The sequence below is a fragment of the Modestobacter sp. VKM Ac-2983 genome, from assembly GCF_026967885.1.
GTDB lineage: Bacteria > Actinomycetota > Actinomycetes > Mycobacteriales > Geodermatophilaceae > Modestobacter.
This window is the reverse complement of sequence record NZ_JAPVBK010000001.1, coordinates 673,517-692,214: the sequence shown is the minus strand read 5'-3', so window position 1 is coordinate 692,214 and position 18,698 is coordinate 673,517. Positions and strand designations below refer to the sequence as shown.

Annotated in this window: 11 protein-coding genes; 2 read left to right on the top strand and 9 right to left on the bottom strand. The window is 73.6% G+C overall.

All coding sequences use genetic code 11. The features are described from left to right. The first annotated feature begins 121 nt into the window (after positions 1–121). Entirely contained in the window at positions 122–2,119 is a 1,998-nt protein-coding gene (locus O2W18_RS03205; RefSeq protein WP_269186123.1) for an acyltransferase family protein, read from the top strand. A 16-nt stretch (positions 2,120–2,135) separates the two neighbouring features. Here O2W18_RS03205 and O2W18_RS03200 read toward each other — a convergent pair whose 3' ends face one another. Then, on the bottom strand, positions 2,136–3,230 hold the full coding sequence (locus O2W18_RS03200; RefSeq protein WP_269186122.1) for a glycosyltransferase family 4 protein: 1,095 nt from the start codon (positions 3,228–3,230) through the stop codon (positions 2,136–2,138). Positions 3,231–3,394: 164 nt separating this feature from the next. Between O2W18_RS03200 and O2W18_RS03195 the strand changes: the two genes are divergently transcribed. Beyond that, positions 3,395–4,417 carry a glycosyltransferase gene (locus tag O2W18_RS03195; protein WP_269186121.1) on the top strand — a complete coding sequence of 341 codons (1,023 nt, stop codon included), beginning with the start codon at positions 3,395–3,397 and terminating at the stop codon, positions 4,415–4,417. A gap of 21 nt (positions 4,418–4,438) precedes the next feature. Here O2W18_RS03195 and O2W18_RS03190 read toward each other — a convergent pair whose 3' ends face one another. The 8 genes from O2W18_RS03190 to O2W18_RS03155 all read right to left on the bottom strand — a co-directional run bounded on the left by O2W18_RS03190 (position 4,439) and on the right by O2W18_RS03155 (position 18,669). Further along, entirely contained in the window at positions 4,439–5,464 is a 1,026-nt protein-coding gene (locus O2W18_RS03190) for a glycosyltransferase family 2 protein (RefSeq protein WP_269186120.1), read from the bottom strand. After that, the gene (locus tag O2W18_RS03185) at positions 5,461–7,635 is read right to left on the bottom strand and encodes a glycosyltransferase (protein WP_269186119.1); all 2,175 of its coding nucleotides are present in this window, start codon (positions 7,633–7,635) and stop codon (positions 5,461–5,463) included. The genes O2W18_RS03190 and O2W18_RS03185 overlap by 4 nt, the downstream gene beginning before the upstream one ends. Then, positions 7,632–9,101: a lipopolysaccharide biosynthesis protein gene (locus O2W18_RS03180; RefSeq protein ID WP_269186118.1), complete on the bottom strand. Its 1,470-nt coding sequence runs from the start codon at positions 9,099–9,101 to the stop codon at positions 7,632–7,634. Before O2W18_RS03180 ends, O2W18_RS03185 begins: the two co-directional genes overlap by 4 nt. Before the next feature lie 192 nt (positions 9,102–9,293). Continuing rightward, entirely contained in the window at positions 9,294–13,898 is a 4,605-nt protein-coding gene (locus O2W18_RS03175) for a PKD domain-containing protein (protein ID WP_269186117.1), read from the bottom strand. Positions 13,899–14,160: 262 nt separating this feature from the next. After that, positions 14,161–14,871: a hypothetical protein gene (locus O2W18_RS03170; RefSeq protein WP_269186116.1), complete on the bottom strand. Its 711-nt coding sequence runs from the start codon at positions 14,869–14,871 to the stop codon at positions 14,161–14,163. Beyond that, positions 14,868–15,617, bottom strand: a complete 750-nt coding sequence (locus O2W18_RS03165; RefSeq protein WP_269186732.1) for a CDP-alcohol phosphatidyltransferase family protein — start codon at positions 15,615–15,617, stop codon at positions 14,868–14,870. The genes O2W18_RS03170 and O2W18_RS03165 overlap by 4 nt, the downstream gene beginning before the upstream one ends. A 5-nt stretch (positions 15,618–15,622) precedes the next feature. After that, positions 15,623–16,891 (bottom strand): glycosyltransferase, encoded by a 1,269-nt coding sequence (locus O2W18_RS03160; RefSeq protein ID WP_269186115.1) that lies wholly within the window; start codon positions 16,889–16,891, stop codon positions 15,623–15,625. Between the two features lie 272 nt (positions 16,892–17,163). Further along, positions 17,164–18,669, bottom strand: a complete 1,506-nt coding sequence (locus O2W18_RS03155) for a sugar transferase (protein ID WP_269186114.1) — start codon at positions 18,667–18,669, stop codon at positions 17,164–17,166. Positions 18,670–18,698: the final 29 nt, after the last annotated feature.

Below are 18,698 nucleotides of genomic sequence, written 5' to 3'. Positions count from 1 at the left end.
GACACCATTCCCTCGGGAGAGTGGTGTCCACCGGCGCACACCGTGGAAAGGGCGAACTCCCCATTACCTTTCCCCCGTGCCGATCCCCGGAGACGTCGACAGATCCGTTGACGGCCACCGGGTGAGACGGGAACTGCAGGCCTTGCGCGCGGTCGCCGTGACGCTGGTCGTCGTCTACCACCTCGAGCCGCGTCTCCTGCCGGGCGGTTACGTCGGCGTCGACGTCTTCTTCGTCGTCTCGGGCTTCCTCATCACCCTCCACATCAGCCGCGGCCTGGCCGCCGACGCGCCGTTCTCCCTCCTCGGGTTCTACGCGCGCCGCATCCGGCGACTGCTGCCGGCCTCACTGACCGTGCTCCTCGTGGTCGGCGTGGTCACCCTGGTGGCGGTCCCGCAGACGCTCTGGAACACGATCGGCCGCGAACTGGTCAGCGCCGCCTTCTACGTGGAGAACTGGACGCTGGCCTCCACCTCGGTGGACTACCTCGCGGCGGGGTCGCACGCCAGCCCGGTCCAGCACTTCTGGTCACTCTCCGTCGAAGAGCAGTTCTACGCGCTGTGGCCGCTCCTGCTCCTGGCCGCCAGCGTGCTGGGCGCACGGCACGGACGGGCACGGGGGGCCGTCATCGGGGTCGTCGCGACGATCACGGTGCTCTCGCTGGCCTACTCGGTCCACCAGACTCAGCAGAGCCCCTCGTGGGCCTACTTCGTCACGCCGACGCGGGCGTGGGAGTTCGGGCTGGGCGGGCTGGTCGCACTGACCGTGCCGGTCCTGCGGGCCCCCGCGTGGGCGAGGTCGGCGCTGAGCTGGACCGGTCTCGCCGCGATCGCCGGCTCCGCCGTCCTGTTGTCCGGCGAGACCCCGTTCCCCGGGTTCATCGCCCTCTTCCCGGTGCTGGGCGCCATTGCCGTCATCATGTCGGGGGACGTGCCCGGTCGCCATTCCCCGTCGCGGATCGGCGATCTCCGACCCGTCCAGTTCATCGGCGACATCTCCTACTCGGTCTATCTGTGGCACTGGCCGCTCATCGTGCTCGTGCCGGTGCTCGTCGGAGGCCCGAGCTACGAACTGCCCATCCCGCTCCGGGTCGCGGTCGTGGCCGCGGCCATACCGATCGCCTGGCTGTCGAAGAAGTACGTGGAGGACCCGTTCCGCGGAGGTGGCCCCCGGCGCGACGCGTCCCGAGCCGCAGTCCCGCGCGGGACGCGCCAGGTGCTGGTGGGCGCGGTCGCCGGGATGCTGGTCGTCGGTGGCGTCGGCGGCGTCGCGTTCGGCGTGAGCCAGGCCCGGATCGACAGCGCCCAGGCCGAGCTGACGCGCTTCACCGCCGCGGACCTGCCCTGCGTGGGCGCAGCCTCGCTGGAGCCCGGCTGTGCCGGCCGGACCCCGGACGGTGTCGTGCCGAACCCGATGATCGCCACCCGGGACGCCACCGAGCAGACCTGCCAGCAAGCTGCCGCCCGGGCGGAGGTCATCCGCTGCGAGTACGGCTCCGACGCCCCGTCGTCGACCCGGGTCGCTCTCGTCGGCGACTCGCACGCCAACCAGTGGATGCCGGCTCTCAGCCGGATAGCCCAGGATCGGGGCTGGCGTCTCGTGACCTACGTCAAGTCCGGGTGCGCCTACGCCGTCGGCCTGGGCTCGGCCAACTGCCAGGCGTTCAACCGGGAGGTGGCCGAACGGCTCAGGTCGGAGTCCCCCGACGTGGTCATCACCTCCGCCAGGTCAGGACTCGGCTACGGGTCGCACGCGGACACGGCGGACGCCGTACGTGGCTTCGCGGCGGCGTGGGAACCGCTGATCGCCGCCGGGACCCGGGTGTACGCGTTGGCCGACACCCCCGAACCGGAGAAGGCCGGCCTGTCGGACCCGCCGAGCTGCGTGGCCGGCGGCGAGACCTGCACCATCAGCGAGGCGCGGGCTCTCCCGGACGACGCCCTGGTGAGGGCCGCCGAGCGGACCGGCGCCACCGTCGTCGACCTGCGGGACAGCTTCTGCTTCGACGGTCGGTGCCCTGCGGTGATCGGCGGCGTCCTCGTGTACCGCGACTCGAACCACATCACGTCGGTCTACGCGCGTTCGCTGAGCACGGTCCTGGGGCGCCACCTGGAGGGATAGCGCGCCGCCGGAGAGGTCAGTCCGGGCCGGGACGGAAGAGCCACCGGTCGGCGGCCAGCCGGCCGTCGACGCCCGGGAGCTCTGCCAGCACCGACACGGCCGAGCGGCGGCGCCGCAGGGCACCGCTGATCGCCGCGGCGACGTCGGCCGTCGACGCACCGGCGGCGACGACCTCGTGCCCGTGACCGGCCAGCCAGTCCGCGAGCCCGGTCTCCTCCGTGGTCACCACGGTGCAGCCGTGCGACATCCCCTCGACGATCGGCAGCCCGACCTGCTCCCGCCACGTCGGCGTCCGCTGGGAGAGCAACACCAGCACGGTCGCCCTCCGCAGCACGCGGTGGATCTCCTCCCGTGCCGGCGCGACCACCACGTCGACTCCGGGCACCCGCTCCGCGAGCTCCCGGGCCAGGTCCTCCATCGCCCCCTGCCCGACCAACGAGAGCCGTGCCGTGGGCAGCTCGCGGACCACCTCCGGCCAGGCGGCCACCAGCTCCGCGAGCCCCTTGCGTGCGGAGAAGGCGCCGACGAAGACGACCTGGTCGGCGTCCCGCTCCTCCGCTGCAGCGCAGGTGCACGCAGCCGGCAACGCCGGCACGACGGTGCTCGAGCAGGTGGCCAGCTCGGTCCCCAGCAACGACGCGTACAGCTCGGCCGACGCACTGGTGCCGTACGCGATCCGGTCGAGCTGCCGGGCCGTGTAGCGGCTCAGCACCCAGTCCACCCGGGTGCGGACCCGCCGGCGCAGGCGGGCGGTGGGCTCGGGGGCGTAGTTGTCCCGGTTCTCGATCGCATACGAGACGATCAGCACCTCGCTCCTGCGGACCCGGGCGGCCAGCCGGGCCGCGGTCACGGCCACCGCCGTCCTCCACAGGACGTGGCGGAGCAACGGCTCGTTGACCTCCACGGCCAGCAGCCCGGACCGGGCGATGGTGACCGCCATCGACAGGGTGCCGCCGCGGACCAGGTCCAGCCCGGTGGTCAGGGCGGGGTCGAAGTCGTAGCGCCACCTCCGGTGCAGGACCGAGGCCGGGGCCAGGGCGTGTGCACGCTCCAGGTGCGCGCTGCGCACCGAGTCGTACACGCGGGCCCGCCGATGCCTGGTCTTCCGCACGGTGGGTGATCGTAGGCGCGCAGGCGACCCGGCGTGGCGGCCCTGTCGCGGGCGCGCCGGGCGGAGGGCCGCGTCCATCGCGGACCCCGGCGTTAGAGTCGGCGCCGCGGTGCCGGCGGTCGGGGCTGCGCCGACAGCAGGCCTCGGGTGGTGGGAGTGTCCGCGTGAGCACACCGATCTGCGTGCTGCAGTCGTTCCCGGAACCGCGCCCCACGACCAACCCCTACGTGGTCATGCTGCGGCGCAGTCTGACCGAGCAGCCGGACCTGCAGGTGCTGACGTTCACCTGGCGACGCGCGCTGCGGAGCCGCTACGACGTCTTCCACGTGCACTGGCCGGACATCCTGGTGTCCGGTCGCGACCGGACCAGGACGGTCGCCCGCCAGGCCGCCTTCGCCCTGCTGCTGCTCCGGCTCTGGACCCGGTCGACGCCGGTGGTCGCCACCGTCCACAACCTGCGGCCCCAGGAGGGCCTCAGCCGCACGCAACGGTTCCTGCTCGGGCTGCTGGCGCGCCGCACCACCGTCCGGGTGCACCTCAACGAGCAGACGCCGGCGCCGTCGGGAGCCGCGACGGTCACCGTCCTGCACGGTCACTACCGGGACTGGTTCGCGGCCCGCCCGAGTCCCCCCGCCGAGCCGCACCGGGCGTGTTACGCGGGGTTCATCCGGCCGTACAAGAACGTGGCAGCTCTCATCCGGGCGTTCGGCGCGACCGCCGAACAGGCACCCCAGGCGCGGCTGGCCGTCGCCGGTCGACCGATGACGACGGAGCTGGCCGACGAGCTGCGGGCCGCAGCCGCCGACGACGTCCGGGTCGAGTTGTCACTGGACTTCCTCAGCGACGAGGAGCTCGTGGCGGCGGTCGGCCGGGCCAGCCTCGTCGTCCTCCCGTACCGGGAGATGCACAACTCCGGAGCCGCGCTCATGGCCCTCTCCCTGGACCGGCCGGTGCTCGTGCCGGACAACGAGGTGAACGAGCAGCTGGCCACCGAGGTCGGTGCCGACTGGGTGCTCCGCTACCGCGGTGAGCTCAACGGCCCGTTGCTGCTGCAGGCCCTGTCGGACGTGCAGCGCATCCCGGCCGGCGCACGGCCGGACCTGAGCCGTCGGGAGTGGAGCCGGGCCGGTCAGGACCACGGTGCCGCCTACCGGCGCGCCCTGGGACGGACGACGCCCACCGGATGAGCGGCGAGTCCACCGCGCAGGTCAGGAGCCGGCGACCGGGACGGCCCCGGCTCGGCGGTACTCGTGGTAGACGACGCCGAACGACCCGGTGAGCATCCCGGCCCCCCGGCAGGCCGTCCGCAGCCCGCGTGCCCGGTGCGCAGCTGACCCGACGACGCACCCGAGCAGCCAGCGCGCCAGGCCGGCGGCGAGCCGCGGAACCCCTCGGCGCGCGCCACGCAGGCGGGCCCGGCTCCGCGCAGGGGCGCTCCCGGCCAGGACCAGGTCGACCCGGCTGGCCGAGTTGCCGGACCGGAACGCCCGGCGCAGCACCCATCCCCGGGTCATCCGTGAACTGGGCACGGAGTCGGTGACCACCGCGTCGTCGCACCAGACGAGTCGGGCCCCCGAGGCAGCCAGCAGGCGCGTGAACAGCGTGTCGCTGCCCCCGCTCAACCCGAACGCCGCATCGAAGCGGAGCCCGGCCGCGCGGACCGCGGCGACGTCCAGGAGCAGGTTGTTGGTCGCTGCGACGTCGATCGCCGTCCCCGTCGCCAGCCTCCGCCGGCTGAAGAACGCCCCGTCGCGCACCCAGGGGTCCAAGGGGCCCTCGAAGGCCGAGACCACGGCACCCGCCACAGCGGCCGCCCCGGTCTCCTGCTGGGTGCGGAGCAGGTGCGCGAGCCACCCGGGCCGGGGGCGCTCGTCGTCGTCGATGAAGACGACGAAGGTGCACCCGTCGGCCTCGTCCAGGACGCGGTTGCGTGCCGCCGCGATCCCCGGGGTCGGCTCCACGACGTACCGCACCAGGGGGGAGCCGAGCTCGTCGACGACGCCTCCGGCGCTGGCCTGCGGGTCGTTGTCGACGACCAGGACGCCCACGCGACGATCCGGGCGGTCGGCCTCAGCAGCCTGCTCGAGCAGGACGGGGAGCAGGGCGGCCAGGTCGTCCGGCCGACGGAAGGTCAGCACGCCGATCACCACCTCGACCCGGCTGCCGGGCACGCCCCGCCGGTCGGTTGGGCGGGTGAGGTCAGCGGGGGTGTCCCAGCGCGGCGACGCAGTCATCGGCGTTCCTCTCCAGGGATCGTGATCTGGCGTGCGACCTCGGCGCGGTAGCGGGCCGGCGCGTGGCGCGAGCGGGCCTCGACGGCGTCGATCCGGGCGGCAGCGGCGAAACGCGGCCAGGCACCGATCACCCGCTGCACCGCATCGGCCCAGGCGGTGACGTCGCCCGGCGGCGCCCCCTGCGCGGACGGGTGGCCGTCGATCGCCTCGGGCAGCCCACCGGCGGCGCTCACGACCACCGGCCGGGCGGCCAGGACCGCTTCGACCGCGGTGTTCCCGAACGGCTCCGGCAACACCGACGGGACCAGGACGACGTCGGAGTCGCTCAGGGCCGCCTGCACGTCCGGGACGAAGCCCAGGAAGTCGACCCGCGAGCCCAGCCCCGCGCTCTCCACCCGGGCGCGGAGGTCGGCCTCGAACCACTCGTACCCGGGGAACGTCGAGCCGGCCAGCGTGAGCCGGGCGTCCACGCCGCGCCGGGTCAGTTCGGCGAGCACGGCGAGGGCGACCTGGGGGCCCTTGCGCGGTGACAGCCGCCCGACGAACAGCAGCCGGACCGGCGCAGACAGCCGGGGACGGGGCGGAACGGGGGTCTCGGGGCCGACGACCCCGTTGGGCACGACGACGGCCCGGCTCGCGGTGCGCGGCAACGAGGCGGCGAGCACGTCGCGGCTGTACCGGCTGTTCACCAGCACTCGCTGGGCGAACACCGCGGGCAGCGCCAGGGCCCGGCGCACCGGCGCGGGCGCACCGTCCTCGGCCTCGTGGACGTGCAGCGTGACGTGCCGGCCGGCCAGCCGCGCCAGCATCGGCCACAGCGGGATGGTGAGGGTGTTGACGTACACCGGCCCGGCGCCGGTGCGCCGCAGCAGCCGCCAGGCAGGCAGGATCCCGACCGCGGCGTCCACCAGCAGCGCTGCAGCGCCCCGCGGGGTGGTCGCGCTCTTGCGCAGGACCGGCATCCGGCAGCGGACGACGGTCGCACCCGTCGCCACCAGTGCGCCGACCAGTGGCCCGCCGCCCGGCAGCGCGACCGTGACCCGCTCGCCGCGGTCGACGAGTCCCGCGACCGACTCCACGAGCATGCGGTCGGAACCGTAGAGCTCTGCGCCCGGGTGCACCACCAGCACCGAGGGGCCCGGACGGGCAGTGCGCCGCCGGCCCGGGAGCAGCGCGGCCGCAGCCAGGGCCAGACCGCTCGCGGCCCCGCGGACCGCAGCCAGCGCCAGCGCCGGCTGCTGGAGCAGCTGGCGCCGTCCCCCACGCAGCAGGATCTCCCAGCTCACGGCCGGCGTCGCCCACATCCAGCGCAGCAGCTCGCGGCGGGAGGACCACCGGGCGGCGAACAGCAGCCGGTTGCGGCAGTTGTAGCGGTAGTAGACCGCGGACTTGGCCCGGCCCTGCGTCGGCCCCTGCGTACCGCCCGCGTCGTGCACCGCCTCCAGGTCCGAGCGCACCAGGAGAGTGCCCCCGGCCGCGCGACAGCGGTGGCTGAACTCCACGTCCTCCCAGTAGAGGAAGAAGGACTCGTCCAGTTCGCCGGCGCGGCGCAGCAGCTGGTCGTGGACCACCACACACGCGCCGGTCACCCACTCCACCGCGGGCCCTCTCGGCCGCGCCCTCCCCGGCCCGGACGTCGTCGTCCCGGTGCGCCGGCCACGCAACCGGCCGCTGTCGGTGAACAGCTCGGCACCGTCGAAGAACACCGTCCCGTCCGGGGCGACGATCCGGGGGCTGATCAGCGCCATGGGCTCCCGGAGGCTGTGCCGTCGCAGTTCTCCGACCACCGCGGGCGAGACCGATGCATCCGGGTTGAGCAACAGGAAGGTGACGCAGCCCGCTGCTCGCGCGGCCCGGACACCGGCGTTGACACCGGCGCCGAAACCGCGGTTGTCGGGGAGGCCGACGAAGGTCCAACCGCGGTCACCCGCCAGCGCAGCGACGATCTCCCGTTCGGCGGCGGTGGAGTAGTTGTCCACCAGGACGACGTGGACCGGCATCCCGCCGAGGTCCATCGCGCCCAGGTGGGTCGTGAGCAGGTCGTGGGACCCGTAGTTGACGACCACGATGCCCAGCGGCCCGGACGGGTTCGGGGTCTGCTCGGCCACACGCACGTCGGCACCCGCCGGGACGTTGCCCAGCGGCGTCCTGTTCTCAGACCCGTCCGTCACCGCGACCGCGCCTCCTCGTCGGGGGCGGGCACGCGCTCGGGCCCGTCGGCAGCCGCTGCCGCCTCGTGCGCCGGCCGGACCGTGGCTGCATCGCGCTCAGCGGCCCGCAGTGTCCGGCGGACGTACAGGAGATTGCCCAGCACCTGGGAGGCGGCCACCCCGGCGATCGATCCGAGCACCGGACCAGCCGCTCCGAGCGGGCCGGCCAGCCACCACGACAGCCCGACGTTCAGCGGGAGCATCGCCACGATCATCAGCGCCTGGAAGCGGAGCCCGCGGGCATCGGTCATGAACATGCCCAGGGGGTACTTGGCGCCCTGGAGGACCATCAGCACCGCGAAGCTCCCGACCAGCAGGCCACCGAGTTCGATCCTGCCGCCAGAGGCCAGGTCGGCGAGGAAGGGCGAGGCCGCTGCGACCAGCGCTGCCATCCCGGCGGCGAGCCCACCGAAGGCCCAGGCCATCGGCAGGGGCGAGCGACGGATGCCGCGGGCCCGGGCGCGGGCGAACACCGGCCACAACGTGACCCCGGCAGAGCTCACCACGGCCCAGATCGGCAGGAACATCTGGGCGGCGAGGTTGTACTCGGCGAGCTCGCCGACTCCCGCGCGGTGGCTCAGCACGATCCGGTCGGTCTGCATCGCGATCGGCAGCGCGATCATCTGCACCAGCATCGGCCAGGCGACGTCGAAGACCCGGGCACCGTGCTGGGTGCGGACGTGCCGTACCCGGCGCAGGACGTCGCGTGCCGCCGGTCGGATCGCCCGGACCGCCACGATCGTGCACACGACCGCGAGGACGAAGGTCGTGCCGTACGGGACGACCGCCATCGCCGAGCCGGCCGGGACACCCAGCCACAGGAACCCGACGAGCACGAGCAGGACCAGCGGCGTCTGCAGGCCGAACAGGGCGATGGACACGTGGTTGCGCCCGAGTCCGGACAGGACCCGCTGACCGATGCCCATCGGCATGGCCAGCGCCAGCAGCAGCAGACACCCCATCGCAGCCAGCGGACCGGTGTCCGGCAGCAGGGCCGGCCCCAGCAGGGCGGGCCAGAGGCCCAGCAGCGTGACGGCCACGGCCACGGTCGAGAGCACCGCGGCCGATCCGATCAGCACTCGGACGGCAGTGAGCAGGACCGCCCGGACGTGGTCGTCGCTCCCCGGGGCCCGGGCGGCGGCGACGGCGTTCATCACCGCAGCCGACATCCCCAGGTCGGCGAACGGCAGCAGTGCCCCGAGGCCGACGAGCAGCCCGTACTGGGCGAAGGCCGCCTCACCGTAGTTGTCGATGACCAGCCGGGTCACCACGATGCCGAGCAGTGCCGAGACCGGGAGCACCAGCAGCCGCGTGCCACCGCTGCGGACGATGCCGGCCCAGACGCTGCGCTCGTCCCCGGTCTCGTCGGGTCGTGCAGCCGCTGCGGTGAGCTGCGGTCGCGGCTCGGGCGTCTGCAGCTGACTCACGCAGGCCGCCCTCCCCCATCGTCGTCGTCCTCGCCGGGCGTGTGCCCTCGCGGCCGCGCCGCGGGTCGGTGGCCGCGCGCCCGTCCAGGCTGCCAGCTCCGGGCGCCAGCGACCCCCCTCCGGTGGGTGACCTCATCCGAAGAGGGGTGCCGTCCCGGCCGGGGCAGACCGCGAGGGTCGGCCCCGGCGTCGTCACGCCGCGGCGGGTGCGGTGCCGGCGGGGCCGGCCCAGAAGTCGTCGACGCGCATCCGCACCGGGACGGCGGTGGCCGAACCCGACACGTAGGTCGAGACCCCCACCCCACCGGCCGCCTGCAGCTCCGCGGTGTCGTCGGTGGCGCTGACCTGCCAGTCGGCCGGCTCAGCCGTGCCGTCCACCCACACCTTGGCGTCCAGCGTGGTCGTGCCGCTGCCACTGACGTCCAACCGCACCCGCAGCACCGTGCCCGGCACGTAGGTCAGCCCCGGAACGGTCACCGACCGCAACGTCGTCTCCTTGTTGGCCACCACCCGAGACACCCCGACCGTCACCCGACCATCGGCCAGGAACTTCAGCACACCCCGGTAGAAGTTCGCCGGCGTCCGCCGCGCAGTGACATAGGCGTACGTGCCGCCACCGGTCGGCGCCTGCTCCAGCGAGAACGTCGTCTCCAGCGCCACGTCCTGCACCGACACCGAGTTCAGCCACACCGAGCTCGAGCCACCGGCCTTGGGCACCTCCAGGCTCGCCGCGCCCTCCGACACCGACGTCACCCCACCGGAGACCCACCACGCTCCCCCGGTCTCCGCCTGACCCAGACCACTGGCCACCGTCCGCTCGAAACCGTCCACCGCCAGCGGCTCCCCCGCCGGGACCTCGGGGTCCTCGGGGACCGACGGCTCCGCCGGGGCCGACACCGTCACCGACTGCTCGACCCTGCCGGTGGCACCGCCGTCATCGGTCACCGTCAGCACGACCTGGTAGGCACCCGCCTCGGCATAGGTGTGCTCCACCGCCGCACCCGCGCCGGTAGCACCGTCACCGAAGTCCCAGGCGTACGAGGCCACCGCCCCATCAGGATCAGCCGACCCCGCACCGTCGAAGGACGCCACCAGGCCCGCCACCGACGAACTGAACACCGCCGACGGCCCCACGTTCGCCGGCTCCGCCGGGGTCTCCCCTGCGGCGGGTGCGGTGCCGGCGGGGCCGGCCCAGAAGTCGTCGACGCGCATCCGCACCGGGACGGCGGTGGCCGAACCCGACACGTAGGTCGAGACCCCCACCCCACCGGCCGCCTGCAGCTCCGCGGTGTCGTCGGTGGCGCTGACCTGCCAGTCGGCCGGCTCAGCCGTGCCGTCCACCCACACCTTGGCGTCCAGCGTGGTCGTGCCGCTGCCACTGACGTCCAACCGCACCCGCAGCACCGTGCCCGGCACGTAGGTCAGCCCCGGAACGGTCACCGACCGCAACGTCGTCTCCTTGTTGGCCACCACCCGAGACACCCCGACCGTCACCCGACCATCGGCCAGGAACTTCAGCACACCCCGGTAGAAGTTCGCCGGCGTCCGCCGCGCAGTGACATAGGCGTACGTGCCGCCACCGGTCGGCGCCTGCTCCAGCGAGAACGTCGTCTCCAGCGCCACGTCCTGCACCGACACCGAGTTCAGCCACACCGAGCTCGAGCCACCGGCCTTGGGCACCTCCAGGCTCGCCGCGCCCTCCGACACCGACGTCACCCCACCGGAGACCCACCACGCTCCCCCGGTCTCCGCCTGACCCAGACCACTGGCCACCGTCCGCTCGAAACCGTCCACCGCCAGCGGCTCCCCCGCCGGGACCTCGGGGTCCTCGGGGACCGACGGCTCCGCCGGGGCCGACACCGTCACCGACTGCTCGACCCTGCCGGTGGCACCGCCGTCATCGGTCACCGTCAGCACGACCTGGTAGGCACCCGCCTCGGCATAGGTGTGCTCCACCGCCGCACCCGCGCCGGTAGCACCGTCACCGAAGTCCCAGGCGTACGAGGCCACCGCCCCATCAGGATCAGCCGACCCCGCACCGTCGAAGGACGCCACCAGGCCCGCCACCGACGAACTGAACACCGCCGACGGCCCCACGTTCGCCGGCTGGGCGGTCACCGTGACGGTGCCGGTCTCCACCGACCGGGCACCGTCGTCGTCGGTGACCGTCAGCGTGACCGGGTAGGTGCCGGCAGCCGAGTAGGTGTGCGTCGTGGTGGGCCCGGTCGCCGTCGCGCCGTCGCCGAGCTCCCATTCGTAGGACACGACGTCGCCGTCCCGGTCGGCCGAGGCCGAGGCGTCGAAGGCGGCCTCCAGGAAGGTCGCCGAGGAGGTGAACGACGCGACCGGGGCGACGTTGATCGCCTTGCCTGTCGCCCCCAGCGTGTGGTGGCTGGTCACCACGTCGGCCGACAGCGCCGACGGGTAGATGGCCACCTCGTCGATCTGCCCGGTCAGGTACTTGCCGGTCCCGCCCCAGCTGCTGTCGCCGCCGATCCGCCAGTAGCCGCGGTAGGGCTCCCCCGTCGTGACCGCCGGGTTGGTGCCGATCGCCTGGCCGTCGAGGTACAGGGCCATGCCAGCCGGGCTGAGCGAGGCCACGACGTGGTGCCAGGCACCGTCGTTGTAGCCGGCCGAGCTGCTGATCGTCTGCTGGCTCCCCGGGTACACCCCGAAGACGACCCGCCCCGCGCCGTCCAGGTAGACGTGCCGGTCGTAACTGGTGCTGTCACCGGTGTTCCGGTTGCCGAACCCGACGACCTTCCCACCGCTGCGGGAGGTGGTCGTGAACCAGGCCTCGACGGTGAAGGTGTCGGGTCCGGGGATCGCCATGGTGGTCGCGGCCAGGCCCTGGCCGCCGAACCCGAAGGAGGTGTCCGGGTCACCGCTCAGCGCGCCCGGCTGGTCCAGGGACACCCCGGAGCCCACTGCCAGGTCGGAACCTCCGGCGTGGTCGTAGGCGATGGAACCGGAGCGCTCGCCGAGGGGCCAGTAGTCCTGGGCACCGTCGGCGACGACCGTCTGTGCGTACGGCCGCGGCTCCGACGGGCCGCCCGCAGCCACCTCGACCGGCACCCACCCGGACGTGACCCGGTTGCCCATCGGGTCGGTGACGCTGACGCGGTAGGTGTGCTCCCCGCCGCTGAGGCCGGTGTCGACGAAGGCGAGCGACGAGGTGCTCCAGAAGGTGGACGCCCGGGTGACCTCGTGGACCGGGTCGGTCATGTCACCATCGCGGTAGACCCGGTAGGACAGGTTCTCGTTGTCCCGGTCGTGGCTCGTCGTCCAGCTGACCCGAGCGGTGCCGGCCGACAGGGCCACGACGGCCGGGGTGAGCCCTGCGGAAGCCGGGCCGACACGGTTGGGCGCGATCGACGGGACCGCGAACCGGACCAGCCCCTGCTGAGCGGTCCCGTTGACCTTCGGGAACTCGCCGCCGTAGACGATGTACTGGTCGTTCCCGCTGACCGACCACCCCGCCTGGGACTGCCCGGTGTAGGTCCCAGCGGTGAACGTCGGGAACCAGGACAGCAAGGACGCCGCCGGCTTGCCCATGAGGGTGCGCGCGGCGTCGATGGTCCCCGAGCCCACGGTGCCGACGGCGGCCGTGGTCACTGCGGTCGCGTACTGCTTGGTCTGCGGCGTGGTCTCGGGGAAGCCCCCGATGTTGCTGCAGACGTGGGCGTGGGACGCCACGTAGAGCGCCCCGTTGGCCGGGAAGCTGGAGTAGCTGTCACCGTGGCAGTCGTTGATCGACTGCACGACGCCACCGTCGGCGGTCGCGCCGAAGGAGCCCTCGAGGTTGCCCGGGCCGTAGTAGTCGTAGCCGGTGCCGTAGACGTTGGCACCGTCGGTGCTGAGGCTGTAGATCGCGGAGTTGACGCCCTGATTGGTGAGGAGCTGACCGATCGCGAACGGCCGCGTTGCGCCGGTCACCGGGTCCAGCGCACCGACGCCGGTCGACCGGGTGCCGTTGAGGGTGTCGAAGCGACCGGCGGCGACGACCTGATCGCCGCCGCCGGTCACCACGAGCGCCAGGACGATGTTGCTCGTCTTCGCGTTCTGCGGGTTGTCCACGTACTGCCCGGTCGAGGTCCGGATCCGGGGGAGGTCGTTCCCGTCCGTCGAGCCGACGCCGGGCACCGGCGCCCACGGCAGGAGCGCGCCGTTGGACGCGGCCACCGCCGCCAGCCGCTCACGGCTGGTCGAGCCGACGGCCGTGAAGGACCCACCGGCGTAGACGGCCTCGTCGGTGGCCGCCAGTGCGTACACCCGGGCGTTGAAGCTCGGGCGGAAGTTCGAGATGAGCTCACCGGTGGCGGTGCTGTAGGCAGCCACCCGGTAGCGGGTCTGGCCGTTGGCCTTGTCGAAGTCGCCACCGACGTAGATGCGCGAGCCGTCCGGGGAGGCGGTCACCACCAGCGCCTTGCCGTTGAGGTCGGGGACGAAGGAGGTGATGAGCTCCCCGGTCCGGACGTCGTAGGCCAGCAGGTTGTTGCGGACCGTCTCCTGAGTGCCGGCCGGCGCACCGGCCGGGCGCGCGGTGGAGAAGTCCCCGGCGACGTAGACGGTGTTGCCGACGACGACCTGCGACCAGGCGACACCGTTGATCTGGACGGTGGGCAGCGCGTCGGCGGCAACCGTCGCGGGGGTGGCTGCGGAGGCGGGGTCCAGCGGCGCGGTGTCGGCGTGGGCCACCCCGACGGGCAGCAGGCCGCCGAGCACTCCTGCGAAGAGCAGGCTGCTCAGCAGTCCGGCGATCCACACCCGGCTGGGCGTCCTCGGTGTTGCGTGCATCTCGTCGTCCCCGCTCGCGCTGAGTCAGTGCCCGGTCGGGCCAACCGATACTAAGCGTGACGATGGACGGTCAACCAGGGACGACCCGTCGCCTGATCGGGTGCTTTACCTGCACGTTCGCACCCGACCGGCGTAACGCCATGACGCTCAGTCACTCATCGTGGGTGTCGGGACCAGTGCGCAGCGGCGTGACGACCGGCGACCGCCGGCGACCGTGTCGGGACGGTCGGCGATGGGCGGTCGGCGGGACGTGGCTCTGGGGTCAGGCGACCGAGCCGGTGAAGACCAGGTAGGGAGCCCCGGGCTCGTACCCGATCGCCACCGTCACCACCTCACGTCGATCGGCAGGGACGGAGAAGACGTAGACCCCCTCGGCCGACGACCCGGGTTCCAGCACACCGGACAGCGGTGCGGCGGACGGGTCGTCCAGGGGCGAGGCAGGACGTGCGTCGTCGGTGTACGCGAGGGAGACGACGGCGCCGTCCAGGGTGATCCGATCGGCCGTCCCGTTGGTGAGCCGGACCGTCACCGCCAGGGCGGGCCCGGCGACGTTGCCCGGACCCGTGCCCTCGCCCTCGATCGCACGGACGGCGGTGAGCGCGGCGGTCAGGCCGCCGCCGACGGTTGCCGAGTCGGACAGACCGACCGGCGCCAGGCTGGGCGGGAGTTCATCGCCACCCTCCGTCGGAGCGGTGGCGACCGGGGCGTTGTCAGTCGGAGCGGAGCTGACCGTCGGCGGCACCGGATCGGCCGACGAGGGACCGGCTGCCGAACTCGGGATGGCACCGGCGCTCGACTGGCCGGCCGAGGTCTCCGCGGCCGCCTCGGCGCGGCGGTCGTCACCCCCGCCGATGAGCACGCCCACCAGCACGAGCGCGACGACGACCAGGATCGCCCCGGCGAGGACGAGCCGTCGCCGGCGGGGGGAAGCCCAGCCGGACGGGTCGACCTCGTCGGTCGGGGAACTGCTCATCGGGTCAACCTCCCCATCTCCCGGAACCACCTGACGCAGGCCAGGGCCAGGTAGCCCGCCGTGCCCGCTGCCAGCAGGGCGTAGGCCCAGGGGAACACCCTGGGCGTGCCGAGCAGCAGGAAGACCAGGCAGAGCACGCCGTAGTCGGTGGGGGCGACCAGCAGCGAGCGCAGCACGCTGGGCCGCTCCCCGGTCGCCACCGCCCGGGTCCGAGCGCCGTGCTGGGCCCGCAGGGCGTCATTGAGCAGAGTGGCGAAGAACAGCACCACCGACACGACCGAGAAGGCCAGCGGGAGCAGCAACCAGGAGCCGCGCTCCACGTACTCGAACCGGTACCAGCCGATCAGCAGCGCGAGGTGGAGGCTGGCGATCTTGAGTGCATCGACCATGTGGTCCAGCCACTCCCCGGCCGGGGATCCGCCGCCCCGCAGCCGGGCCAGCTGGCCGTCGGCGGAGTCGAAGGCGTACCCGAGGACCAGCAGGAGCGCGACGGTCAGGCCCGTCGGCCAGGACGGCGGCACCAGGGCCAGGACGGCGATGCCGGTGAAGGTGCAGACGGCGCTGATGCCGGTGACCGCGTTCGGGGTGAGCCGGGCGTGGAAGGCCAGGGCCGCGAGCACCCGCCCCAGCTTCCGGTTCACGAACCGGGAGTAGGCGGGGGCGCCCTGGGCGCCCTTCTGCGCGCCGGCCAGCCGGCGGACCGTGTCGGCGACCGTGCCCTCCGGACGGGCCACGGAGGCCGGCATCGTCGTCACGACTGCGCCGTCCGCGCCGGCGGGACGTGGCTCGATCCGGCCGCTGCGGGCCGGGCAGCCGGCCGGCCGGCTGCCCGGCGAGGTGGCGGGGCGCCGACCCCCTGGGCGGCCGAGGCGGGCTGGACCAGGGGCCAGTCGCTGGTCCGGGTACCGGCAGCCGGGCCGAGCCGCAGCCGCCGGCCGCTCGGGCGGGACCGCGGGAACGCCCGGGCGGCGAGGGAACGGCACAGCTCCTCGTAGCGGGAGGCGACGTGGTCCCAGTCGTAGCGGGCGGCGAGCAGGCGCGCGCGCTTGCCCCGGCGGCGGAGCTTCTCGGGCTCGTCCTCCGCCTCGTGCAGCGCGGTGGTGACGTCGCCCGGCGTCCGGAAGTAGCGACCGCTGGACTCCAGCACCTCCCGGTTGAAGGAGACGTCGTAGGCGATCGTCGCCGCTCCTGCCCCGAGCGCCCGCAACAGGGAGGGGTTGGTCCCGCCCACGGAGTGCCCGTGCAGGTACGTCGCGCAGTTGACGTACAGCTGGTCGAGGAGTTCCTGGTCCCAGACCCCACCGAGGAACCGCACCCGGCCGTCGGCGAGCGCGTGCACGCGGCGGGTGTAGTCGTCGGCGTAGGGCGCCGAACCGACCACCACCAGTGGCAGCTCTGCGTCGCTGCGCCGGTAGCCGTCGACGATCACGTCGACGTGGTTCTCCGGCTCGAAGCGGGCGACGACGAGGTGGTAGCCACCCGGTGTCAGGTCGACGGCCGCCAGCCGGTCGGAGCCGGCGCCGTCGGTCTTCGGGGCGCCGTAGGCGATCTGCTCGGTCGGGGCCGCGAACTCGTCGCGGTAGTAGTCGGCGATGCCCTGCGCGTCGGCGATCAGCGCGTCGGACCAGCGGACCGACAGCGCCTCGACGACGCGGTAGTACCGCTTGCCGATCCCGCCCCACTTGGCGCGCTTCCACTCCAGCCCGTCGACGTGCGTGGCGACCGGGATGCGGGCGGCCCGCAGCAGCGGCAGCCAGGGCGCGTTGGCCGCGTTGAACACGATCGCGGCGTCGACCCGGTGGGTGAGCAGGTGCGCGACCGACAGACCGGTGTGGCTCAGCGTCTCCAGCGACCGGCGGCGCAGCGCCGGCAGGTGCACGAGCCGCATCCCCAGGTGCGTCGCCGGCCGAGGTCCACCGGTGGTGGTGCGGCAGTAGACGACGACGTCGTGACCGGCCTCCGCCAGGCGCCGGCCGACCTCCTCGACGGCGGTCTCGAAGCCGCCGTACCGCGCCGGCACGCCACGCGTCCCGACCAGGGCGATCCTGAGTCCGCGCGACCTCGTGGGTGGCATGTCCGCTGGCTCCGTTCCTCCGAGTCGGTGCGGACCTCGGGGCGAGGGCGCGGGGACCGACCGACCTGCGCGTGCTGGGCGTGCCGTGCTGGCCGTCCCGCACCGACCCTGCCCGGATCGCGGTGTGGCGTCGCCTTTCGAAGTGATGTGCTCACCCGGAGGGAGGACCCCCCGACCTCGTGCGTGGCCGTCCGTCGCGCAGCGCGGACGGGCTGGTCTCAGTACGCGCCGGAGGCGGAGACGACCGCGCGTGCGGTCTTCCAGAGGATCTGCACGTCCAGGGCGAGCGACCAGTTCTCCACGTAGCGGAGGTCCAGCCGGACGGCTTCCTCCCACGGCAGGTCGCTGCGCCCGGAGATCTGCCACAGCCCGGTGAGGCCCGGCTTCACCAGCAGCCGGCGACTGACCGAGGTGTCGTAGCGCGCGACCTCGGCGGGCAGCGGCGGGCGCGGCCCCACCAGGGACATGTCCCCGGTGAGCACGTTGACCAGCTGGGGCAGCTCGTCGAGGGAGAGCCGGCGCATCCAGCGACCGACCGGCGTCACCCGCGGGTCCTGCCGGATCTTGAACAGCAGGCCGTCGGCCTCGTTCCCGTCGGACAACCCCGAGACCTGTTGGTCGGCCCCGACCACCATGCTGCGGAACTTGAGCATCGTGAAGTGCCGCCCGCCGAGCCCCACCCGCTGCTGCTGGTAGAGGACCGGGCCGGGGCCCGACAGCCGGATCGCCAGGGCGAGCGCGACCAGGACCGGCGTGAGGAACAGCAGGGCGAGCGAGGCGACCGACCGGTCGAGAGCGCCCTTCACCACCCGGCGCCAGCCCTCGAACCGGGGCTGCTCGACCGAGAGGAGGGGCAGCCCGTCGAAGGGCCGGATGTGCAGCCGCGGGCCGGCCACCTCGACCAGCCCGGGGGCCACGAGCAGCTCCAGGCCGGTGCCCTCGAGCTGCCAGGACAGTGCCCGCAGGTACTGGGACGCCGTCTCGCTGGCGGAGGTGACGGCGATCGTGTCGGCCCCGACCCGGTCGGCGAGCTCGACGACGTCGTCCAGGCCCGCGACCGGCAGGCCGGCCACCCGCGCCACCCGACTCCGGTCGCCCGGTGTCACGCACACGCCGACGACGTCCAGACCGGCGTGCCGGGTGCGGTGCAACCGGTCGACGAGATCCAGGACCGCTCCCCCGCGTCCGACGACCACGACGCGCTTGACGCAACGCCCGGCCATCCGCCGGCGGTGCAGCAGGCGCCGGGCGGCGTACCGCTGGACCAGTGTCGCGCCGGTGAGCGCCGGGACGGCGAGGACCACCAGCGCGCGGCTGAGGTCGAGCTGGGCGGCGTAGCTGAGGAAGCCCATCCCGGCCAGCAGCAGCATCCCGGCCCGGCCGACCCGACGGAACTCGTCGCTGCCCAGCCCGAACCAGCGTCCCTCGTAGGCGCCGGTGACGGTGAGCAGCAGCGGCCAGGCGACCACGAGGCTCAACCCGGCCCAGAACAGGACGCTGCCCACCACCGGCCCGTCGTGGGTGAGCAGCACCACGGCCGCTGCCGACGCCGCGATCAGCACCTCGCCCACGACCAGGCCGGCGCGGTGCCGCCGGACCCAGCGGGCCGTGCCCCGGGCGCGAGCACCGGTGGCCGGCAGCTGCCCCGCGGCCGGGGTCGACGGGGTCGTCCCCGACGGTGCGTGACCGATGGTGTCGGTCAGTTCCGCACGCTCGAGCAGCATGGGCCCCCCAGGTTCTCCGCAGTGATCAC

Excerpts from the sequence above, each read along its gene's own strand:
- O2W18_RS03190 (WP_269186120.1), bottom strand. The coding sequence starts at position 5,464 with ATGACTGCGTCGCCGCGCTGGGACACCCCCGCTGACCTCACCCGCCCA.
- O2W18_RS03170 (WP_269186116.1), bottom strand. The coding sequence starts at position 14,871 with ATGAGCAGTTCCCCGACCGACGAGGTCGACCCGTCCGGCTGGGCTTCC.
- O2W18_RS03165 (WP_269186732.1), bottom strand. The coding sequence starts at position 15,617 with ATGCCGGCCTCCGTGGCCCGTCCGGAGGGCACGGTCGCCGACACGGTC.
- O2W18_RS03175 (WP_269186117.1), bottom strand. The coding sequence starts at position 13,898 with ATGCACGCAACACCGAGGACGCCCAGCCGGGTGTGGATCGCCGGACTG.
- O2W18_RS03155 (WP_269186114.1), bottom strand. The coding sequence starts at position 18,669 with ATGCTGCTCGAGCGTGCGGAACTGACCGACACCATCGGTCACGCACCG.